This is a genomic window from Roseobacter fucihabitans (genome assembly GCF_014337925.2).
GTDB lineage: Bacteria > Pseudomonadota > Alphaproteobacteria > Rhodobacterales > Rhodobacteraceae > Roseobacter > Roseobacter fucihabitans.
The window spans coordinates 1,911,856-1,929,046 of record NZ_CP143423.1 but is presented as its reverse complement, the minus strand read 5'-3'; the positions used below and the strand labels follow the sequence as shown (position 1 = coordinate 1,929,046).

18 protein-coding genes and 2 pseudogenes are annotated in these 17,191 nt (G+C 57.6%); 4 read left to right on the top strand and 16 right to left on the bottom strand.

Annotated features, from left to right (window positions below):
- Window positions 1-62 precede the first annotated feature (62 nt).
- Window positions 63-1,139, top strand: coding sequence for a 2'-deoxycytidine 5'-triphosphate deaminase (locus ROLI_RS09360; RefSeq protein ID WP_187431688.1), 1,077 nt, complete (start codon window positions 63-65; stop codon window positions 1,137-1,139).
- A gap of 241 nt (window positions 1,140-1,380) precedes the next feature.
- Here the strand turns inward: ROLI_RS09360 and scpB are convergent, their stop codons facing one another.
- The 6 genes from scpB to ROLI_RS09330 form a co-directional block, all read right to left on the bottom strand.
- Complete coding sequence (gene scpB / locus ROLI_RS09355) at window positions 1,381-2,040, bottom strand: SMC-Scp complex subunit ScpB (protein ID WP_187431687.1); 660 nt, start codon at window positions 2,038-2,040, stop codon at window positions 1,381-1,383.
- Window positions 2,040-2,831, bottom strand: coding sequence for a ScpA family protein (locus tag ROLI_RS09350; protein WP_187431686.1), 792 nt, complete (start codon window positions 2,829-2,831; stop codon window positions 2,040-2,042). Before ROLI_RS09350 ends, scpB begins: the two co-directional genes overlap by 1 nt.
- Before the next feature lie 9 nt (window positions 2,832-2,840).
- Entirely contained in the window at window positions 2,841-3,839 is a 999-nt protein-coding gene (gene nagZ, locus ROLI_RS09345; RefSeq protein WP_187431685.1) for a beta-N-acetylhexosaminidase, read from the bottom strand.
- The gene (locus tag ROLI_RS09340) at window positions 3,836-4,783 is read right to left on the bottom strand and encodes an SPOR domain-containing protein (RefSeq protein ID WP_187431701.1); all 948 of its coding nucleotides are present in this window, start codon (window positions 4,781-4,783) and stop codon (window positions 3,836-3,838) included. The genes nagZ and ROLI_RS09340 overlap by 4 nt, the downstream gene beginning before the upstream one ends.
- 78 nt (window positions 4,784-4,861) lie before the next feature.
- Window positions 4,862-6,604, bottom strand: a complete 1,743-nt coding sequence (gene argS / locus ROLI_RS09335) for an arginine--tRNA ligase (protein ID WP_187431684.1) — start codon at window positions 6,602-6,604, stop codon at window positions 4,862-4,864.
- 77 nt (window positions 6,605-6,681) lie between these two features.
- On the bottom strand, window positions 6,682-7,821 hold the full coding sequence (locus ROLI_RS09330) for a deoxyguanosinetriphosphate triphosphohydrolase (protein WP_187431683.1): 1,140 nt from the start codon (window positions 7,819-7,821) through the stop codon (window positions 6,682-6,684).
- A gap of 83 nt (window positions 7,822-7,904) precedes the next feature.
- On the opposite strand from ROLI_RS09330, the gene ROLI_RS09325 reads away from it, so the two are divergent.
- Window positions 7,905-8,228 carry an iron-sulfur cluster assembly accessory protein gene (locus ROLI_RS09325; protein WP_187431682.1) on the top strand — a complete coding sequence of 108 codons (324 nt, stop codon included), beginning with the start codon at window positions 7,905-7,907 and terminating at the stop codon, window positions 8,226-8,228.
- Window positions 8,229-8,263: 35 nt separating this feature from the next.
- On the opposite strand, the gene ROLI_RS09320 is transcribed toward ROLI_RS09325, so the two are convergent.
- Together ROLI_RS09320 and ROLI_RS09315 are read right to left on the bottom strand one after the other, a co-directional pair.
- A complete protein-coding gene (locus ROLI_RS09320) occupies window positions 8,264-9,307 on the bottom strand; it encodes a DUF6902 family protein (RefSeq protein WP_187431681.1) in 1,044 nt (347 codons plus the stop codon).
- Window positions 9,308-9,447: 140 nt separating this feature from the next.
- Complete coding sequence (locus tag ROLI_RS09315; protein WP_338469258.1) at window positions 9,448-9,726, bottom strand: hypothetical protein; 279 nt, start codon at window positions 9,724-9,726, stop codon at window positions 9,448-9,450.
- A gap of 360 nt (window positions 9,727-10,086) precedes the next feature.
- Between ROLI_RS09315 and xth the strand changes: the two genes are divergently transcribed.
- Window positions 10,087-10,869: an exodeoxyribonuclease III gene (xth, locus tag ROLI_RS09310; protein WP_187431679.1), complete on the top strand. Its 783-nt coding sequence runs from the start codon at window positions 10,087-10,089 to the stop codon at window positions 10,867-10,869.
- A 306-nt stretch (window positions 10,870-11,175) separates the two neighbouring features.
- Here xth and ROLI_RS09305 read toward each other — a convergent pair whose 3' ends face one another.
- The 8 genes and pseudogenes from ROLI_RS09305 to ROLI_RS09275 all read right to left on the bottom strand — a co-directional run bounded on the left by ROLI_RS09305 (window position 11,176) and on the right by ROLI_RS09275 (window position 15,999).
- Window positions 11,176-11,847 carry a hypothetical protein gene (locus ROLI_RS09305; RefSeq protein ID WP_262386642.1) on the bottom strand — a complete coding sequence of 224 codons (672 nt, stop codon included), beginning with the start codon at window positions 11,845-11,847 and terminating at the stop codon, window positions 11,176-11,178.
- Between the two features lie 216 nt (window positions 11,848-12,063).
- Window positions 12,064-12,153, bottom strand: a pseudogene (locus ROLI_RS23800) (hypothetical protein); the annotation flags it as partial.
- Complete coding sequence (locus tag ROLI_RS09300; RefSeq protein WP_262386641.1) at window positions 12,131-12,433, bottom strand: hypothetical protein; 303 nt, start codon at window positions 12,431-12,433, stop codon at window positions 12,131-12,133. The gene ROLI_RS09300 and the pseudogene ROLI_RS23800, both read right to left, overlap by 23 nt.
- 21 nt (window positions 12,434-12,454) lie before the next feature.
- Entirely contained in the window at window positions 12,455-12,637 is a 183-nt protein-coding gene (locus ROLI_RS09295) for a hypothetical protein (RefSeq protein ID WP_187431677.1), read from the bottom strand.
- A gap of 224 nt (window positions 12,638-12,861) precedes the next feature.
- Window positions 12,862-13,671, bottom strand: a pseudogene (locus tag ROLI_RS09290) (transposase).
- Window positions 13,672-13,730: 59 nt separating this feature from the next.
- Window positions 13,731-13,907, bottom strand: a complete 177-nt coding sequence (locus ROLI_RS09285; RefSeq protein ID WP_222869720.1) for a hypothetical protein — start codon at window positions 13,905-13,907, stop codon at window positions 13,731-13,733.
- A gap of 245 nt (window positions 13,908-14,152) precedes the next feature.
- On the bottom strand, window positions 14,153-14,737 hold the full coding sequence (locus ROLI_RS09280; RefSeq protein ID WP_187432199.1) for an HNH endonuclease: 585 nt from the start codon (window positions 14,735-14,737) through the stop codon (window positions 14,153-14,155).
- 200 nt (window positions 14,738-14,937) lie between these two features.
- Entirely contained in the window at window positions 14,938-15,999 is a 1,062-nt protein-coding gene (locus ROLI_RS09275; protein WP_187432200.1) for an alpha/beta fold hydrolase, read from the bottom strand.
- A 126-nt stretch (window positions 16,000-16,125) separates the two neighbouring features.
- Between ROLI_RS09275 and ROLI_RS09270 the strand changes: the two genes are divergently transcribed.
- Window positions 16,126-17,127: an AraC family transcriptional regulator gene (locus tag ROLI_RS09270; protein WP_187432201.1), complete on the top strand. Its 1,002-nt coding sequence runs from the start codon at window positions 16,126-16,128 to the stop codon at window positions 17,125-17,127.
- Window positions 17,128-17,191 lie beyond the last annotated feature (64 nt).

Genomic DNA, 17,191 nt, shown 5'->3' with positions numbered 1-17,191 from the left:
CGACATATGCCAAGTGCCCGCGCAACCTTCGCGCGGGCCTTTGCACATCAAGGGGAAACCACATGAGCGGCGTGCTGCCAAACCAACATATCACCGCCATGATCGCTCAGGGTCAAATCGCCTCGACCCGTCCCATCAGCGCGGCCCAAATCCAACCGGCAAGCCTTGATCTGCGCCTTGGCACGATGGCCTACCGCGTACGCGCCTCGTTTCTGGCAGGTCACGGTGAGCGGGTTTCGGATCGCATCGCGGCGTTTGAAATGCACCGCGTGGATCTAAGTGATGGTGCGGTGCTGGAAAAGGGCTGCGTCTATGTCGTGCCCTTAATGGAATCGCTCGCCCTGCCCGAGGGCATTCAGGCTGTGGCCAATGCCAAAAGCTCCACCGGGCGGCTGGACCTTCTGACCCGGCTGATCACCGATGGCGGCACCGAGTTCGACCGGATCGCGCCGGGATACGCTGGCCCGCTTTATGCAGAAATCTGCCCCCGTTCTTTTTCGGTGCTGGTGCGTCCGGGCATGCGGTTGAACCAGATCCGTTTCGGCGACGGGCAAGCAGTGCTTGATGATAACGCCCTGCGCGCCCTGCATGCGCAAACCCCGCTTGTGGATGGGGCGCCCGTGATCGACGATGGCTTGGGCTTTTCTGTGGATTTGCGGCTGCCCGACACCACGCTTGTGGGCTACCGCGCCAAGCCGCACACCGGTGTGATTGATCTTGATCTGATCAACCACTACGCGCCCGCCGCCTATTGGGAAGAAGTTCATAGCGACAATGGCCAGATCATTCTGGACCCCGGCGCGTTCTATATTCTGGTCAGCCGCGAGGCGGTCACGATCCCGCCCGAATATGCCGCCGAAATGGCCCCCTACCTCGCGATGGTGGGCGAGTTCCGCGTGCATTATGCGGGGTTTTTCGATCCCGGTTTCGGGCATGACGCCGCCGGGGGTGCCGGATCGCGCGGCGTGTTGGAAGTGCGCTGCCACGAAGCACCGTTTGTTCTGGAACACGGGCAGGTTGTGGGGCGACTGGTCTATGAACACATGAGCGAAACGCCAACCCAACTTTATGGGGTGGGGATTGCCTCGAACTATCAAGGTCAGGGATTGAAATTGAGCAAGCATTTCAAACCAGCTTGATATCGGATGGGATCCCCTGCGGGGCTCTTACGTTTGTGCCACGACGCGCCTAAGTCCGCAGATCGTCGATGCGTCTTTGGTGATTTTGTCCTCGGCGCGCACCCGTTTTCGTAGTTTTTGAAATCAGACGCCAGGTGATCCGACGCAGGATCATTGTAAATACTCTTTCCATGATAAAATCCGTGATTGCTTCGCTTCACAGATATCCTAGACACAAAAAACGGCAGTTTTGAGGCGGGACCTAATCGTCCTCGAAAAGCTCGCTCTGGCCTTGCGTGCTTTCCTCTTCGCCCTCCTCCCGAGGTCCGGGAACGCCAAGTCCGGGGGGCGGGCGGTTTTCCAAAAGTCCAGCGGCGCGAAGCTCCTTGAGCCCGGGCAAATCGCGTGCATTTTCAAGACCGAAGTGATCGAGGAATTCTTCGGTGACCACAAAGGTCACAGGCCGCCCCGGCGTCATCTTGCGCCGTCCGAAACGAATCCATTCCATTTCCAACAGCTGATCAACCGTGCCTCGGCTGACGGACACACCGCGAATTTCTTCGATCTCGGCGCGGGTGACGGGTTGGTGATAGGCGATGATCGCCAGCGTTTCGATCGCCGCGCGTGACAGCTTGCGTGTCTCCACCGTTTCGCGCTGCATCAGAAACCCCAGATCGGGCGCGGTGCGCATGGCCCAGGCATCCCCGATCCGGCACAGCGTCACGCCCCGCCCTTCATAGCGTTTGCGCAGATACACAAGCGCTTCGGCAGGGTCCGACCCATGCGGCATCCGCGCCGCCAATTCGCGCAGCGTAATCGGTTCCGCCGTGGCAAAGAGAATCGCCTCGATCATGCGCTCCTGCTCGCCCATGGGGGGCGCTTCAAAGAGGCTTTCCTCAATCGGTTCGGGGGCGTCATCCATCACTGCGGCTTGTCCTTCTTGCGCAACTGGAGCGGGGCGAACATTTCTGACTGGCGTATCTCCAGATGCCCCTCTTTAACAAGCTCCAGCGAGGCCGCAAAGGTCGCCGCCGTGGCCGAACGACGGCGCACCGGATCAAGCTCCCAGCCCTCGGGCAGATAGCTCGAAATATCCGTCCAATCTCCGGCGAAACCGATCAGCCCACGCATCCGTTCCAGCGCCTGCTCCATGGTAAATACGGCGTCGCGATCCATCACGAAGGGGCGGAAATCATCGCGGGTGCGGATGCGCGCATAGCCCTGCATCAAATCGAGCAGGGTCGCGGTATATTCAACCTTGCGCGTGCGTGTGACCTCATGCACCTGCCCGCGTGCGAAAAAATCACGCCCCAACCGGTCCCGCCCCATAAGGCGCGCGGCGGCATCGCGCATGGCTTGCAGCCGTTCGAGTTGAAAGGCGAGATGGGCGGCAAGCTCCTCGCCAGAGGGACCGTCTTCCGTGGGGTCCGGCGGCAGTAAAAGCCGTGATTTCAAGAAGGCCAGCCAGGCCGCCATCACCAGATAATCCGCCGCCAGTTCCAGCCGGAGCGCCTTGGCCTGCTCCACAAAGGCAAGGTATTGTTTGGCCAGGGCCAGCACGGAAATCTTGCGCAGATCGACCTTTTGGGTTCGGCTGAGCGTCAGCAATAAATCCAGCGGCCCCTCAAACCCGTCGACATCAACGATCAGCGCCTCAGCGGCAAGGCGATCCGCGACGCTTACCTTATCCTCTTCAAAGGAATCCTCAGCCATGGCCAGTTTTCACGCCTTGTTCAACAGCCTGTCAAGCTGCGCGCGTACGGCCTCAATGTCAATATCAACGGGGGCTTTGCGCATCTTTAGCGCCCGTTCCGCGCGGGTCTGGGCCGCCGCGTTCATCACACCGGCGGCCTCGGCCACTTCGCGTCGCCCCGCCAGCGGACCATTGCAATAGAGGATCACATCGCAACCAGCAGCCAGCGCGTCCCTACTGATCTGGGTCAAGGATCCGGTCAGGGCCTTCATGCTGATATCATCGGTCATGATCAGATTGTCGAACCCGATCTCTTCGCGGATCACACGCATGACCTTGGGCGAGAGCGTAGCCGGGCGATCATCCAGCGCCTCATACACCAGATGCGCCGTCATCCCCATCGGCAGATCGTTCAGCAGGGCAAAAGGCGCGAAATCCTGCGCGCTCAGGCTGGCGTGATCCGCACTGACATGCGGCAGATCATTGTGGCTGTCCAGGCTCGCGCGCCCATGTCCGGGGATGTGTTTCAACACCGGCAGAACGCCGCCCTCCAGCAAGCCCCGCGCCACAGCCCGCCCCAAGGCGGCGACCCGTCCCGGATCAGACCCGTAACAGCGATTGCGTAGGAAATCATGAGTTTGAGGCCCGGCCAGATCGACCATGGGCGCGCAATTGCTGTCAATTCCGATGGCCTTGAGCTCCGCCGCGATCAGCCGGTAGCGCAGGAACATCGCCTGTTCCGCCGCCTCCCCGCTGGCCGTCACAAAATCAAGCGGTGCAGGCCACTCCGTCCACTGCGGTGCGCGCAGACGTTGGACCCGACCGCCCTCCTGATCAATGGTGATCAAAGCCTCGCGCCCAACACTGTCGCGCATTTCCGCACAAAGCGCGCGCACCTGATCCGGCGTGTCGATGTTGCGCGCAAACAGAATGAAACCGAACGGGTTGGCCTCACGAAAAAACGTCTTTTCCGCACCACTCAGGCGCAGCCCCTCCGCGTCCAGGATTGTGGCGCCGAAGTGGCTCACTTAACCGCAACGGGGATGCAATCCACCCCCTCCGCCTTGAAAGCGGAACAGAAACGACGCGCATCGCCAAGATCGACAAAACCCATGGCGCGCAACCGATAGAAGATACGCCCGCCCGATTGCGCTTCTTGTACGACGCGCGATTTATCTTGCATGTAATCCCCGAACCGCGCGTCCAGACGCGCCCATTCTGCCCGCGCGACATCGGCGCTGTCAAAGGCCCCAAGCTGCACAAGGCGCGTGCCTGCGGGGATGGACGCCGCGTCGATTTCGGAAGCCGGCGCATTCGGGACAAAGGCCGCCGCCTGCAATGTCGCGATATTCGCGGGGCGCAATTTCGGGCGCGCAACTGTGCGCTGTGATTTTTCGGTTTGCGAGACGTTTTCCGGCGGCTCGGAAAGACCGCCCAGGGGATCCGTACCGGCGATCAACTCTGCCACCACCGCATCAATATCGCCGTTTTGCAAATCCTGCGACAGGCGCGTCTGGGGGGCTTTATCCGTGCCAAAGGTCTCGGATGCGGGCGCGAGCGGCGCGGGCTGCGTCACAGGGGCAACGCTCGTGACGCGAATGGGTTGGTCTTCCTGCGCAAGATCGGTATTTTGGGGGGCCAACATGACACTGTCAACCGGACCTGCGGCTTGCCCTTCGGCGGCCACGGCGTTGACCGCCAACCCCTGATGGCGGGCCATTTGCCCGCCCGGCGTTTCGGGACGCACACGCATTTCGCCAGCAACCGCGCGCACCACGGGGACCCCACTGACATCGCGTACCATCAGCTTGTACCCCCACACGCCGACCCCGGCGATCAGGGCAAGCGACACCAGCGCACCTGCAATATTTGTCATGAAAGTCAGGGAGTTGGATGAATACTCATCCGCCTTCGTGCCATCGGAATCGTTTCCGTAGGCCCCCATACCATGGGAGAATTGAATATCCGCCATCTTCGCCTCGCTGCCGCCGGGATACATGCCCCGGTGGTCTGTCTTGGAATGCTCTGCTCTGGCGGAGGGCGCGATTTGCTACCGCATTTCCTCAGCCGGTGTGACGCCGAGAATACCAAGACCTGCGCCAATTACAACGCTGGTGGCACGCGCAAGGGCGATTTTCGCCGCTGTGACTTTTGGGTCATCCTGCACGAAACGCAACGATGGCACGTCATTGCCCTTGTTCCAGAGCGCATGGAAAGTTCCCGCAAGCTCATAAAGGTAAAACGCGACCCTATGCGGTTCATTGCTGCGCGCGGCGGTTTCAACCAGACGCGGCCATTCGGCCAGCTTGGCCGCCAGACCCAATTCCGCCTCATGATCCAGCAGGCTGAGGTCCGCACCCCGCAGGGTCGCCTCATCCACCGCAATCCCGGCCTCGGTTGCCTTGCGCATCACGGAGGCCACCCGCGCATGGGCATATTGAACGTAAAACACCGGGTTTTCGCGGCTTTGCTCCATCACCTTGTCGAAATCAAAATCGAGCATCGCGTCGTTTTTGCGCGTCAACATCACAAACCGCGTCACATCAGAGCCCACCTGATCGACCACATCGCGCAGGGTCACAAAGGTCCCTGCCCGCTTGGACATCTTGAAAGGTTCACCGTTTTTGAACAGCTTCACCAATTGCGTCAGCTTGATATCCAGCGGCACCTGACCCTCTGAGAGCGCGGAAACCGCCGCCTTCATCCGTTTGACATACCCGCCATGATCCGCGCCGAAAACGTCGATCAACTGGTCATATCCCCGGCTGACCTTATCAAAATGATAGGCAATATCGGGCGCGAAATAAGTCCAATTGCCGTCCGATTTCTGCACCGGGCGATCCACATCATCGCCGTGCTCGGTGGAGGCGAACAACGTCTGTTGGCGCGGCTCCCAATCTTCGGGCTTCTTGCCTTTGGGGGGCTCCAGCACGCCCTCATAGATCAAACCTTTGCCGCGCAAATCCTCAATCGCGGCCTCAATGCGACCGGTGCCATAGAGCGATTTTTCCGAATAGAACACATCCATCTCGACACCCAGCGCTTTGAGATCCGCGCGGATCAAATCCATCATCGCCTCGGTGGCAAAACTACGCACCTCTTGCAGCCAGAATTGTTCGCCTTTGTCGAGATAGGCATCGCCCACCTTTTCCTTGAGCGCCACGCCGGTCGCAATGAGGTAATCGCCCGGATAGGTTCCATCAGGGAAGGCGACCTCCTGCCCATGCGCTTCGAGGTAGCGCAAATAGACCGAGCGCGCGAGCACATCGACCTGCGCGCCGCCGTCATTGATGTAATATTCCCGCGTCACATCGTAGCCGGCGAAATCCAGCAGAGAGGCCAGCGCATCCCCGAAAACCGCGCCGCGCGTATGGCCCACATGCAACGGCCCGGTCGGATTGGCCGAGACATATTCCACGTTAACCTTCTTGCCCTGCCCCAAAGCGGCCCGGCCAAAATCAGTCCCCTCCGCCAATACGGCAGAGACAACGCCCTGCCAGACCACAGGTGCGAGGCGCAGGTTCAAAAAGCCCGGCCCCGCAACCTCGGCAGTGGCGATCCGTGCATCCTTGATCAGCCGTTCGGCCAGAGCCTCTGCGATGTCGCGCGGTTTCAAACCGGCCGGTTTGGCCAGAACCATCGCCGCATTGGTCGCCATATCGCCATGCGCCGCATCGCGGGGCGGCTCAACCGTCACATTGCCCGTGGCCAAGCCCTCGGGCAGTTGGCCGGAGGTTGTCATGTCTTGCAAACAGTCAAGCACAAGCGCGCGGATATCGGCAAAAAGGTTCATGATACGGTTCCTATAGAAGCTTTGCGCGGTTTATCACGCCCCAAGGCCGGGTCAACCACACATGGCCGCCGCGTGGATCAACCGCCGACAAGCCGCTCATGTTCTTGCAGGGCAAAGCGGTCGGTCATGCCGGAAATGTAATCCGACACAATACGCGCCAGCGCGGTTTCATCCTGTGCGGCTTCGACATCCTTGCGCCATTGTTTGGGCAATTGATCCGGGTGCGCCATGAAATACGGGAAAAGCTCCTCAACCACCTGCGTTACCTGAGTGCGCATCTTGACCACGCTGGGAGCGCGGTACATGCGATCAAACAGAAAGGAGCGGATAACCTTCAAATCGGCAAACACATCATCAGAAAAGCGGATGATCGTGCGTCCGGCCGCGCGGATGTCATCGACCGATTGCGGTTGCATGTCCATCAGGCGCGCCTGAGCAAAGCCGATCACATCCTCTACCAGCACACCAAAGAACCGCCGCAGGGCCTCGTGACGGCGGCGGTAATAATTCAGGCCGGGATATTTCGTGTCGACCTCTTCAAAACAGGCGTTCAGGATCGGCAGGGCCGCCAGCTCATCCGTGGAGAACAGCTCCGCACGCAGGCCATCATGCAGGTCATGGTGATTATAGGCGACGTCATCCGCGATCGCGGCAACCTGCGCCTCCGCACTGGCATAGCTGTGCAATTCCAGATCATGGTGCGCATTATACGCCTCCAGCGCCCAGGGGATATCGCCGGTAACAGGACCATTGTGTTTCGCAAGACCCTCCAGTGTTTCCCAGGTCAGGTTAAGCCCATCGAAATCAGCGTAATGGCGTTCAAGATCGGTCACAATCCGAATGGCCTGGGCGTTGTGGTCAAATCCGCCGTAAGGCCGCATCAGCACCGATAATGCGTCCTCCCCGGTGTGACCAAAAGGTGTGTGCCCAAGATCATGCGCCAGCGCCACCGCCTCGGTCAGTTCGGGGTTAAGCTGCAAGGCCCCCGAGATCGTGCGCGCAACCTGTGCGACCTCAATCGAATGGGTCAGCCGCGTGCGATAATAATCGCCCTCATGTTCGATGAAGACCTGCGTCTTGTGTTTAAGCCTGCGAAACGCGCTGGCATGGATGATCCGGTCGCGGTCCCGCTGAAAGCAGGATCGAAACGTGCTTTCCTCTTCCCGCACGTACCGTCCCCGGGTATGCAGCGGATTGGAGGCATATGGAGCCGTCATTTTGGGCTGGTCCTTGTCGCCTGTGTCGAGAGTTTCTATATTGCAACGGAAGACTTAATGAAACCGATTGAGCGAGCACGCATATGCAACTTCCTCCCACAGTGACCCCGCGCGCCTTTGATCGCCTCGCTGAGATCGGAGCCGCACAGGACGGCAAGGCCCTGCGTATTGCGGTAGAGGGCGGTGGGTGTTCCGGTTTTCAATATGAGATTGAGCTGGATGATCCGCGCGAGGATGACCTCATTCTCGAAGGGTCAGGCCAGAAAGTCGTCGTGGATGCCGTGTCCCTGCCGTTCCTGGGAGGGGCCGTTATCGATTTCACCGAAGAGTTGATCGGCGCGCGGTTTGTCATCAACAATCCGAACGCCTCAAGCTCCTGCGGTTGTGGTACATCGTTTTCGATGTGACATGAACATCGGGTCACAAGGTATTGATTTATAAATCAATACCGGGCAAACCCTTCAAAGAATTCACCGAATCTCTCGCAGGATTGTTCCGCACCACATAGGATGTCCAAACCGTCCTGACCGACAATATCCGACATTTCCTGGCGCATGACCTCCCAGTCGCCGCGCCGCGCTGTACCGAGATTAAACATATATTCTGACATCGCGCGCAAGGGCCCCTGTCGGCTCGCGTGGCGGGTGATGTGCAATCCGTTCTGGGCGGGCACACCGGGAAAGCTAGGGCGCTCCGCGAATTCGGCCCACCAGGACGTCACCAAATAGGTGTGATAGACGTCCCCCTGCCCGCTCCCTTGCGATTGCAGGATAAATCCGCTCATCTCTGCGCCAACCCAATCCTCCCAGATCGCGCTGGGAAGGTGTCCGGCAAATCGCAGGGCCACACAGACCTCTGCGAGCAGATCAAGATCCTGATCCAGATAAGCCAGCAGCCCGACAAATTCGAGGCTGGTGATCGCCGCCGGGCTCAGCTGGGGATTAACAACCCCATAGTCCGACAGGTAAAAAACGATATGGGTCAGCTCATAGGCCGCCTTTTTATTTGGCAGCACGAAGGTCTGCGGCCGGTTCATAAAACGATGCAGCCGCTCTGTGAGGGCCGGGTCATCGCCTTTGAAACCGCGCCGTGCCACAAGGCGTAAGGCCTCCGCGCGTTGTAAATCAGAGAGTTCTGCCTCTGCCAAGCCCGACCGAACGGCCCAGTCACACAGAGCCGTCCCCTTGCCACTCCCCATTCCGAGATCTTCGAGGTCGAGGCAGATCGACATCAGAAATCGGTAATACTGCGGAAAGAACTTCAACTTCTCTTCGAGGCTGTCATAGATATCGCGATAAGGCGCGAGCGCCTCAGTCCCCAGAAGTGCGCCGCTGGTCGCAAGCATATTCAGGATTTCGGCGTTTTCCTTGAGCCAGAAAACATCCTCCTTGCCGCGGCGGTTGTGCGCAAAATTATGCATCAAGAGAGCCTGGCGTTGTGCCAGATTTGGTCTGTGCGGCAAACCCAAAGAGATGACGTTTGACATGGGGGTCTTCCTTTCAACGATGAATTTGCCGCAGAGAAAATAGCCGGAACCCAGAACAGCATCCATGATACCGGCTTTTTGGGTGGTCTTAGGGGGGGGCTGCACGCTTTGGTTTTCAGAACGTCAGCCCTAGCGCGCCCCTATTCCTCAGAAGCAGAGACAAACAGGCCCGTGCCGGCACCATTCAACGTGGTCGAACCCTGCTCCACAGAGGCCGAAACGAACATGCCCGTCCCGGCACCGCTCAATGTGGTTGAGCCCTGCTCCACCGATGCGGAAACGAAAAGCCCTGTTCCGGCACCGTGCAAAACCGACGAGCCCTGCTCAACGGAAGCGGAAACAAACAGATCCGTGCCGCCACCATTGTGCAGATCGTTAACCTTGTTGAAAATCTCTTGTGTTGCTGGCTGTGCGCTCATTGCGTTGCTCTTCATGGTTATCCCTTTCAAATGAAGTTTGCACCTTAACGCTTGCCCGATTGATCTGAGAAACCAAGATTATTCCGTGTTAATAATATGTTAACCATCAGTTATCCACACGAGAAACCGCATATAGCCGGCGGGGCGGCCACAAAACTCATCCTGGGAAATTTGGTTAATTTTTTTTTATCCACAGAGGCGAAACCTGTGGATATTAACCTTTTGGAGGGTGTTAACGTTAACGTTTAACGAGAATCACATGGTAAAATGGAGCCCTGAAGCCTCGAATCCGGCTAAGCACTTGCCCAACAGCCCCCATTGCGCGATAGCGGTACAGCCTACGGGATCGGGAGCGTTCACATGAAGATTGCCACTTTCAATATCAACGGAATCAAGGCGCGCATCAATGCCTTGCCCGAGTGGTTGGATCAGGCCCAGCCGGATGTGGCGCTGTTGCAGGAAATCAAATCGGTCGATGAGGCCTTCCCGACGGAGATTTTCGAAGAGCGCGGATATAACGTGGAAACCCATGGACAAAAGAGTTTCAACGGCGTCGCCATACTCTCCAAGCACCCCCTTGAAGACGTGACACGCGGCCTGCCCGGTGATCCCGATGACGCGCAGGCCAGGTGGATTGAGGCCACTATTATCGGCGAAAAACAGCCGCTGCGGATCTGTGGGCTCTATCTTCCCAACGGCAATCCGGCACCCGGCCCCAAGTTTGATTACAAACTCGACTGGATGGCGCGACTGTTGGAGCGCACAAAAACCCTGCTCGCCGAAGAGACCCCTTTTCTGATGGCGGGCGATTACAACATCATCCCCCAAGCGGAAGACGCGGCCAAGCCCGACAGCTGGCGCGAGGACGCGCTGTTCCGACCAGAAAGTCGCGCCGCTTTTCGCAAATTGATCAACCTGGGGCTGACCGAAGCCTTCCGTGCGCGCACGCCCGGTCCGGGGCATTACAGCTTCTGGGATTATCAAGCGGGTGCCTGGAACCGCAACAATGGCATCCGTATTGACCACTTTCTACTTTGCCCACAAGCGGCAGATATGCTTGTGGATTGTGCCATCGACAAAGACGTGCGCGGGCGCGACAAGCCATCCGATCACGTGCCGGTTTGGGTTGATCTGGCGGCGTAGCCCTTTGTTGTGAGCGATTAAGACGGCAGCGGTGGGCAGAATTCCGATCGAAAAGTCACGCACAGCTTGACGCGTTCGTTTCGAAAGCGCGCACCGCCCCTCACTTACGAACAGACCAAAACACGCCTCTGTGAAAGGTAGCATAATATTCACAATGTTGATACCCTAAGTCGTTGATTTTCAACATCTCGGTGGGCCATCATTCAAACAAGAGTAGCATCGGATTCACCGGATGGAACCATCGGATTCCCCAAATTACGTCACTTTAGCCTTTTTGGCACCGAAAGAAGCAGTTTCGGGCGTTGCCTAGACTTCTGGCCTCGCAGCAAACTTTTCGGCTGTTACCTGAAACAAATTGTCTGCCTGCGCGTCTACATCGGCGCGCAGGTAAACCCTCGCACCGAGCCAGTCTGGATCGATCACCGGCTCAACCCCATTTGCCTCAACCACCGTTCTTGCTTTGCGGTGGTTCAAACAGAATGACCTGCCGACAAGTCCGAGAGCTGTATATCGTTCTTTGAAGCACTCGATCTCAGTCGACGAAACATATGCGGAGCCGGGAAGACCCCGGGTCATTTTGGCCAGAGCAGCAGCTAGCCAAGCCCCACCCCTTTTCCCGGAGATCAAAAGCTTTACCGCGCCCAGATTGGTGCCAAGGATTTGCGCTACAGCTGTAAGACGGTGCAAATCGTGCCAACGCGAGACATCTACCAGCTGTCGGATTTCAGAAAGGCGAAACCGCAGATGGTCGAGCCGCTTGAAACCTTTCAAGAGACCCGTTTCTTTCAACTTCCCCGTAACCTGCCATCCAATGATCTCAGCGGTTGAAGAACGGCCACGCGCCGCATGCGTCAGGTCAACGAAACCGTCGGCTTCATCTGTAATGACCTGCGTGTCGGCGCAGACGCCATCCAGAAAATCAGATAGATCATCCAGATTGAAATTACCGCGGGTCAAGCCGACATCCCCTTCCGTCATGGGGACATGGCCACTTAGGCGGGAGAGCACGTATCGCTGCAGTGATCCAGGTGAGAGAGGCTCTGGATTTTCTTGTGGGGCAAGGTCGAGGTGACTTTGCGCGGAGAGCTTCTGCAGGTCAAATGCATTCACCGGGTCTTTCGCCGGAGCCGTGACAAGAGCGATGTTGTGGACGGGACATGCAACCACGGGCTTTAGAAGCCAACTCCATCGAAACCGCCAAGCGGCCCTTCCCAAGGAGGGAACCTTATCCTCGTCCGCCATAAGGCAACGTGGGCAAAATCTAACAGAAACCCACCTGACCATCGACAATCCAAGACTCTCGCCTCGCAACCTCAACATGTCGCTTGTATCTTGCTGAATGACCGTTATGTTCGAGACGGGATGAACTCTCGCCGGATGTGGCAGCGATAACTTCGACGCATTGGTTGTTGCCATCGCGAAAATCGGCACGGGCAAGGTCAAAGAAGCGACATAAACGGCCAGCATCTACACCAGTTTGGAAATGACCGATACGCGCGAAATACCCTTGAGTAACTTCATCATCATTGAAAGGGATTGTCGGCTGAAGCCACTGGGCTGTCATGTTTGCACTGTAGCTCGCGGTTTAGGCATCAATCATCGCCAAGATCATCACCCTCAAAGGCTTATCTGCAGTAATCCCAAGCCTTTTCACCTTTTCGTGCCCCAGCCAATGAAACATAAAACCAAAGGGGGTGATGGTCATAAGATCCGCGGGATACTCGTCAATCATCACAATCTGACCAGCACGTTCGACCTTCAATCCCATACCGACGGCAAGACAATTCTGAAGAATGAAATCCGGTCCCTTCCCTGTCAGTAATGCCTCCAGCGGCGAAAGAGCGGCAATCCAACTCCTGACGGTTTTGATCGAAGGAGGCTGTATTCTTTCGACAGCGTCGCGCTCAGCATCCGAAATGCACTCACCATTCAGTTCCCTTTGCTCGAGCTCCGCCCACTGGCGAGCCCGTTCTTTGACGTGCCCCTAGTTTCCTAGACGCTTGCCTTGTTCATTCTCTGCTGTTCCATTTCATAGTCAACCGGTGACTGCATGCTATTGTTCGTGTGCTTGCGTGTAGGGTTGTAGAACATCTCGATGTAGTCGAACACGTCTTGCCTTGCTGCGTCGCGTGTGAGGTACGTTCGTCGCCTGATCCGCTCCCGTTTGCCGCCATAACGACCAGGTCACCGTTTGTAGCCGATTTGCGCCGTGATGCCCGCGAGACTGGCCAACCGCGCAACATGGTTCTCAGAACAGATCTCACCTTGATCAAGTAGATCATCCTGCAGCTTGCGGTATCCATATACTTTGCCGCTATCCGTCCATGCTTGTTGGATCAGATCGGTTTGCCGTGCATCTTCAAGCGCACGTTGGCTTAACGGTTCCTTAAGCCATGCATAGAACCCACTGAAATGCACAGCCAGCACGCGACACATCGACCGTACAGAAAACTCTGCACGATGGGCCTCCCCTCTCGGGATATTGCTGCACAATACCCTGCCGGGCAGTGAATAAACGCGTATTTCACTGAGACTCGCGCGCGAAGTACGCGGTCGCCTTTTTTAAGATTGTCCGCTCCTCGGTCACCCGGGCCAGCTCGCGCTTTAGACCCTCTCGCGACATTGCCGCGCAACCTCCGATCTGACACGTGGCCACTTCGCAAACTGCGCCTTCCAAGTGTACGGCGACTTGGTGCTAATCCCGAGTCGCTCAGCTACTTCGCTGACCGCATATCCACGCTCAACAACTTGCGCCACAGCGTCCTGCTTGAACCTATCCGTAAACCGTATTCCCTTACTCATATCCGTCTCCCCTTGGTTCCAAAATTACCAAGCAAAGCGTCTAGAAATCTAGGGGCACCTCAATATGCCGCCAATCCGTGTTCGATCTTTTCCATATCGAATTCCTGGGGTGATGCATCGAGTTTCTTGAGCGTGCCATCCCACCCATGGCTCATCGATATTCCCGCCGGGTTGAGCAGCTTCTTTGCATTCGTCCAACTCATACGATGACGGAGCGTGCGGAACATTTTTTTCATCAATATGCCTTTTCGATGAATACCTCAGGTTGTGACCGTGAAAGGATTCTGCGGCTTAAGAAAGCCGGAACTGGCTTAGCAACGCCTCAAACTCAAACTATTAGAGCGAAGAAGTTCCAACTGATCTTCAACGATATATTTTTCACAGCAAGCTTCGGTAAATCCGATGCTTCCTGTGTGGAACCAAAAACCCCGCTATTGTGAAAACTATGGTTCCATTCGCAGCCTGGTCGCGGCAGAGGGCATCATGCTTCCAGTTCAGCGTCCCAATAGAGAAAATCCATCCAGCTTTCGTGCAGATGGCCGGGAGGGAATTTGCGCCCCATGTTACGCAGCTCTTCGGCACCGGGCTGGCGCGGCGGTTTGCGCAGATTCATACCGGTCCGGTGCAGCGGTTTTGACCCTTTCTTAAGGTTACAAGGGCTACAAGCGGCGACAACATTCTGCCAACTCGTCACGCCGCCATTGGCACGCGGCACGACGTGGTCAAAGGTCAACTCGCCCTTTGCACCGCAATATTGGCAATTGAATTCATCCCTCAGAAATAAATTAAAGCGCGTGAAAGCCACACGTTTTTGCGGTTTCACATAGTCTTTGAGGACCACGACCGACGGAATCCGTATCTGTGTACTGGGGCTGCGCACGATATCGTCATATTCCGCGACGATATCCACCCGGTCCAGCCAGGCGGCTTTTATCGCGTCCTGCCAGGGCCAAAGCGACAGCGGATAATAACTCAACGGGCGATAATCCGCGTTGAGAACAAGTGCTGGGCGATGCCGCAGGCTTGCCGGGTTACGCGTGAATTCCGTTCTGAAATTGCCATCCATCGTCAAACGTACCCTCTGCCGTTCCGCGTCCGGTCCGGCGGGACCTTCCCGCCGATAGTGTGACTATATCTCGTGGTTTGCGTCTGGCAAGCCCCTCGTGGACCACAACATGTCGCAGGCTGGATAGAGTGTTTTGGTAACGCCAGCATGACAGGGATGCGTCAAACTGCCCGTCCCCGTGAAGACGGGCAGTTTATCTCTCAGCCGTTCTTAAGCACGCCGGTGTTTTTCAGATGCACCATGATCAGATCGAAAATCTGTTGATGACGTGCAGCGCGCTCGGTCATGCCCTTCAGACACACGATCTCATCGCCAGGCTCCTCCTGCTTGAGGATGTCATAGCCGCCCTCCACGCAAAGGCCCATGAAATCGAAGTGTCCCGCCTGCGCGATCTCCTCATGGGTGACAAGGTCAGCCGGGAGCGCCTTGGCAAGCGCGCGCGACTCGACGTCCTGATCGAGCATGTCCTGGCGCCCCGACCCCAGCACCAGCACCGGCATGTCAATCGCCCCCAGACTGGCCGGATCAAAGGTCTGCGCCCCGCCCAGATCAAGAGGAATGACGGTGCGAATGCGCGGATCGGAACGGTCACTTTGCAGCATGTCGAGATCATCCGGGCTATGACCCACTTTCCACATCTCAAGCGCGTTGCAATCGGCGCGCTCGGCGGCATTCACACAGCTTTGATTGAAATGGGCCACATCATGGCGCGCGCCGGCCGCCGCCATCACGGTGTATCCGCCAAGGGAATGACCCACCGCCGCAACCCGCGTCGGGTCCATATGATCCGCCACACGCGGATCGCTCAGCAGCGTATCAAAGCTGACACTGAGGTCGGTTGCGCGCAGCCACAATTGCCGGGCCTGTTCGGGGTCCCGGCCAAAGCTTGTCGTGCCCGGATGGTTTGGCATGATCGAGATGATACCCTCCGCGGCCAACCGTTTGGCCAGCCACGCCTGATTGAGCGAATTACCATACATGCCGTGTGAAATCAGCACGACCGGAAAGACACCGGGAGCGATGCGCGCGTCCAGATGCGCCGTGACATCGCGCCAGACGGCACTGGCGCGTAACAATCCCTCCTCGCCTTCTGCCAGCGTCGGATACCAAACATGACCGTCTAACCGGCGTTCGGGGGAGGGGTGCGCTGCGGTAAATTCGGCAACGGCGGGGCGAAAGGTCTGGATCTCTGCCGCAACCGGCATCTGCGTCAACATGACCAGGCCAAAGGCAGCAACGAGAGGGGTGAGTTTACGGTTCATATCAAACATCCTTGCATTGGTTTGGGGATGCTCCTGACTTGAGCCGCCGCCCTATTTCAGGCAATGGGGGGCATGTCCTGAAAGCCGTTTCAGGACAGGTTCGCGCCACAGAATGCAGGAAAAACAGTGATTTCCATCCCCCTTCCCCTTTTTCTGACACTATGTGCGGCATTGATGGGGCTGCTGATCCTCACGCGGCCCTGGTTGATGCGCGGGGCCAAGACGTTTTTTGTCGCCCTTGTCGGCGTGATCATGGTCGAGACCATCCTGGTGGCGTTGCGTTTTGCCTATCAGATCGAGGGCGTTCTCGTTCTGCAACGCCTCCTGCCCTTCTGGATCGGCCCCCTGCTCTACCTCGGCTTTGTGACCTTGTCGGATCACAGCGACGTTTTGGCGCGAACAGTCTTGAAACATTTGGGCGTTGCGCTCGCCCTGAGCACGATCACCGCCGCCATACCGCAGACCCGCATTGCGCTCGATCTGATGATCGGGCTCAGCTACGCCGCCTATGCGATTTTACTCATGCGCCTGTGGCGAGGCGGTCCGGATCGCTTGTCGCATCTGGCCGTCGCCCATGTTCCCAAGATGCGCCGCCTTATGCTTCTGGGCATCATGTTGCTGGCCATAACCTGTGTGATGGATGCGGTCATCGCCGTCGATTTTGCCAGAAATCAGGGGGAAAACGTGTCTCGCCTCCTGTCCTTTGGCAGCCTTGCATTGATCACACTCTTTGCGGGGGCGGTGTTCTGGGTTGCGAAAACCCCGGCCCACTCCGCACATCCCGGTGCCCCACAGACCGATGACAGCGCCGCCATCCTGCGCCAAGCGGAGGAATTTCTGACGCAAAGCCAGCTGTTTACCGACCCGGACCTCTCCCTGACCCGCCTGGCGCGGCGTCTGGGTGTAACGGACCGGGCGTTATCATCAGCCGTCAACCGCCAGACCGGCACCAATGTGTCGCAATTCATCAACGGGTTTAGGGTGCGTCAGGCCGCGCAATTATTGCGCGACACCAAGGACCCCGTTGGCATCATCGGTGAGGCGTCGGGTTTTTTGACCCGGTCAAATTTCTATACTGAATTTCAACGCGTATACGGGCAAAGCCCCGGCGCATACCGCAAGGGCTAAGCGCCGGGCTGCGGGTCATTGAAATAGCATGGGCGGCATATGCTCGTCCCAAAACGGGTTGCTA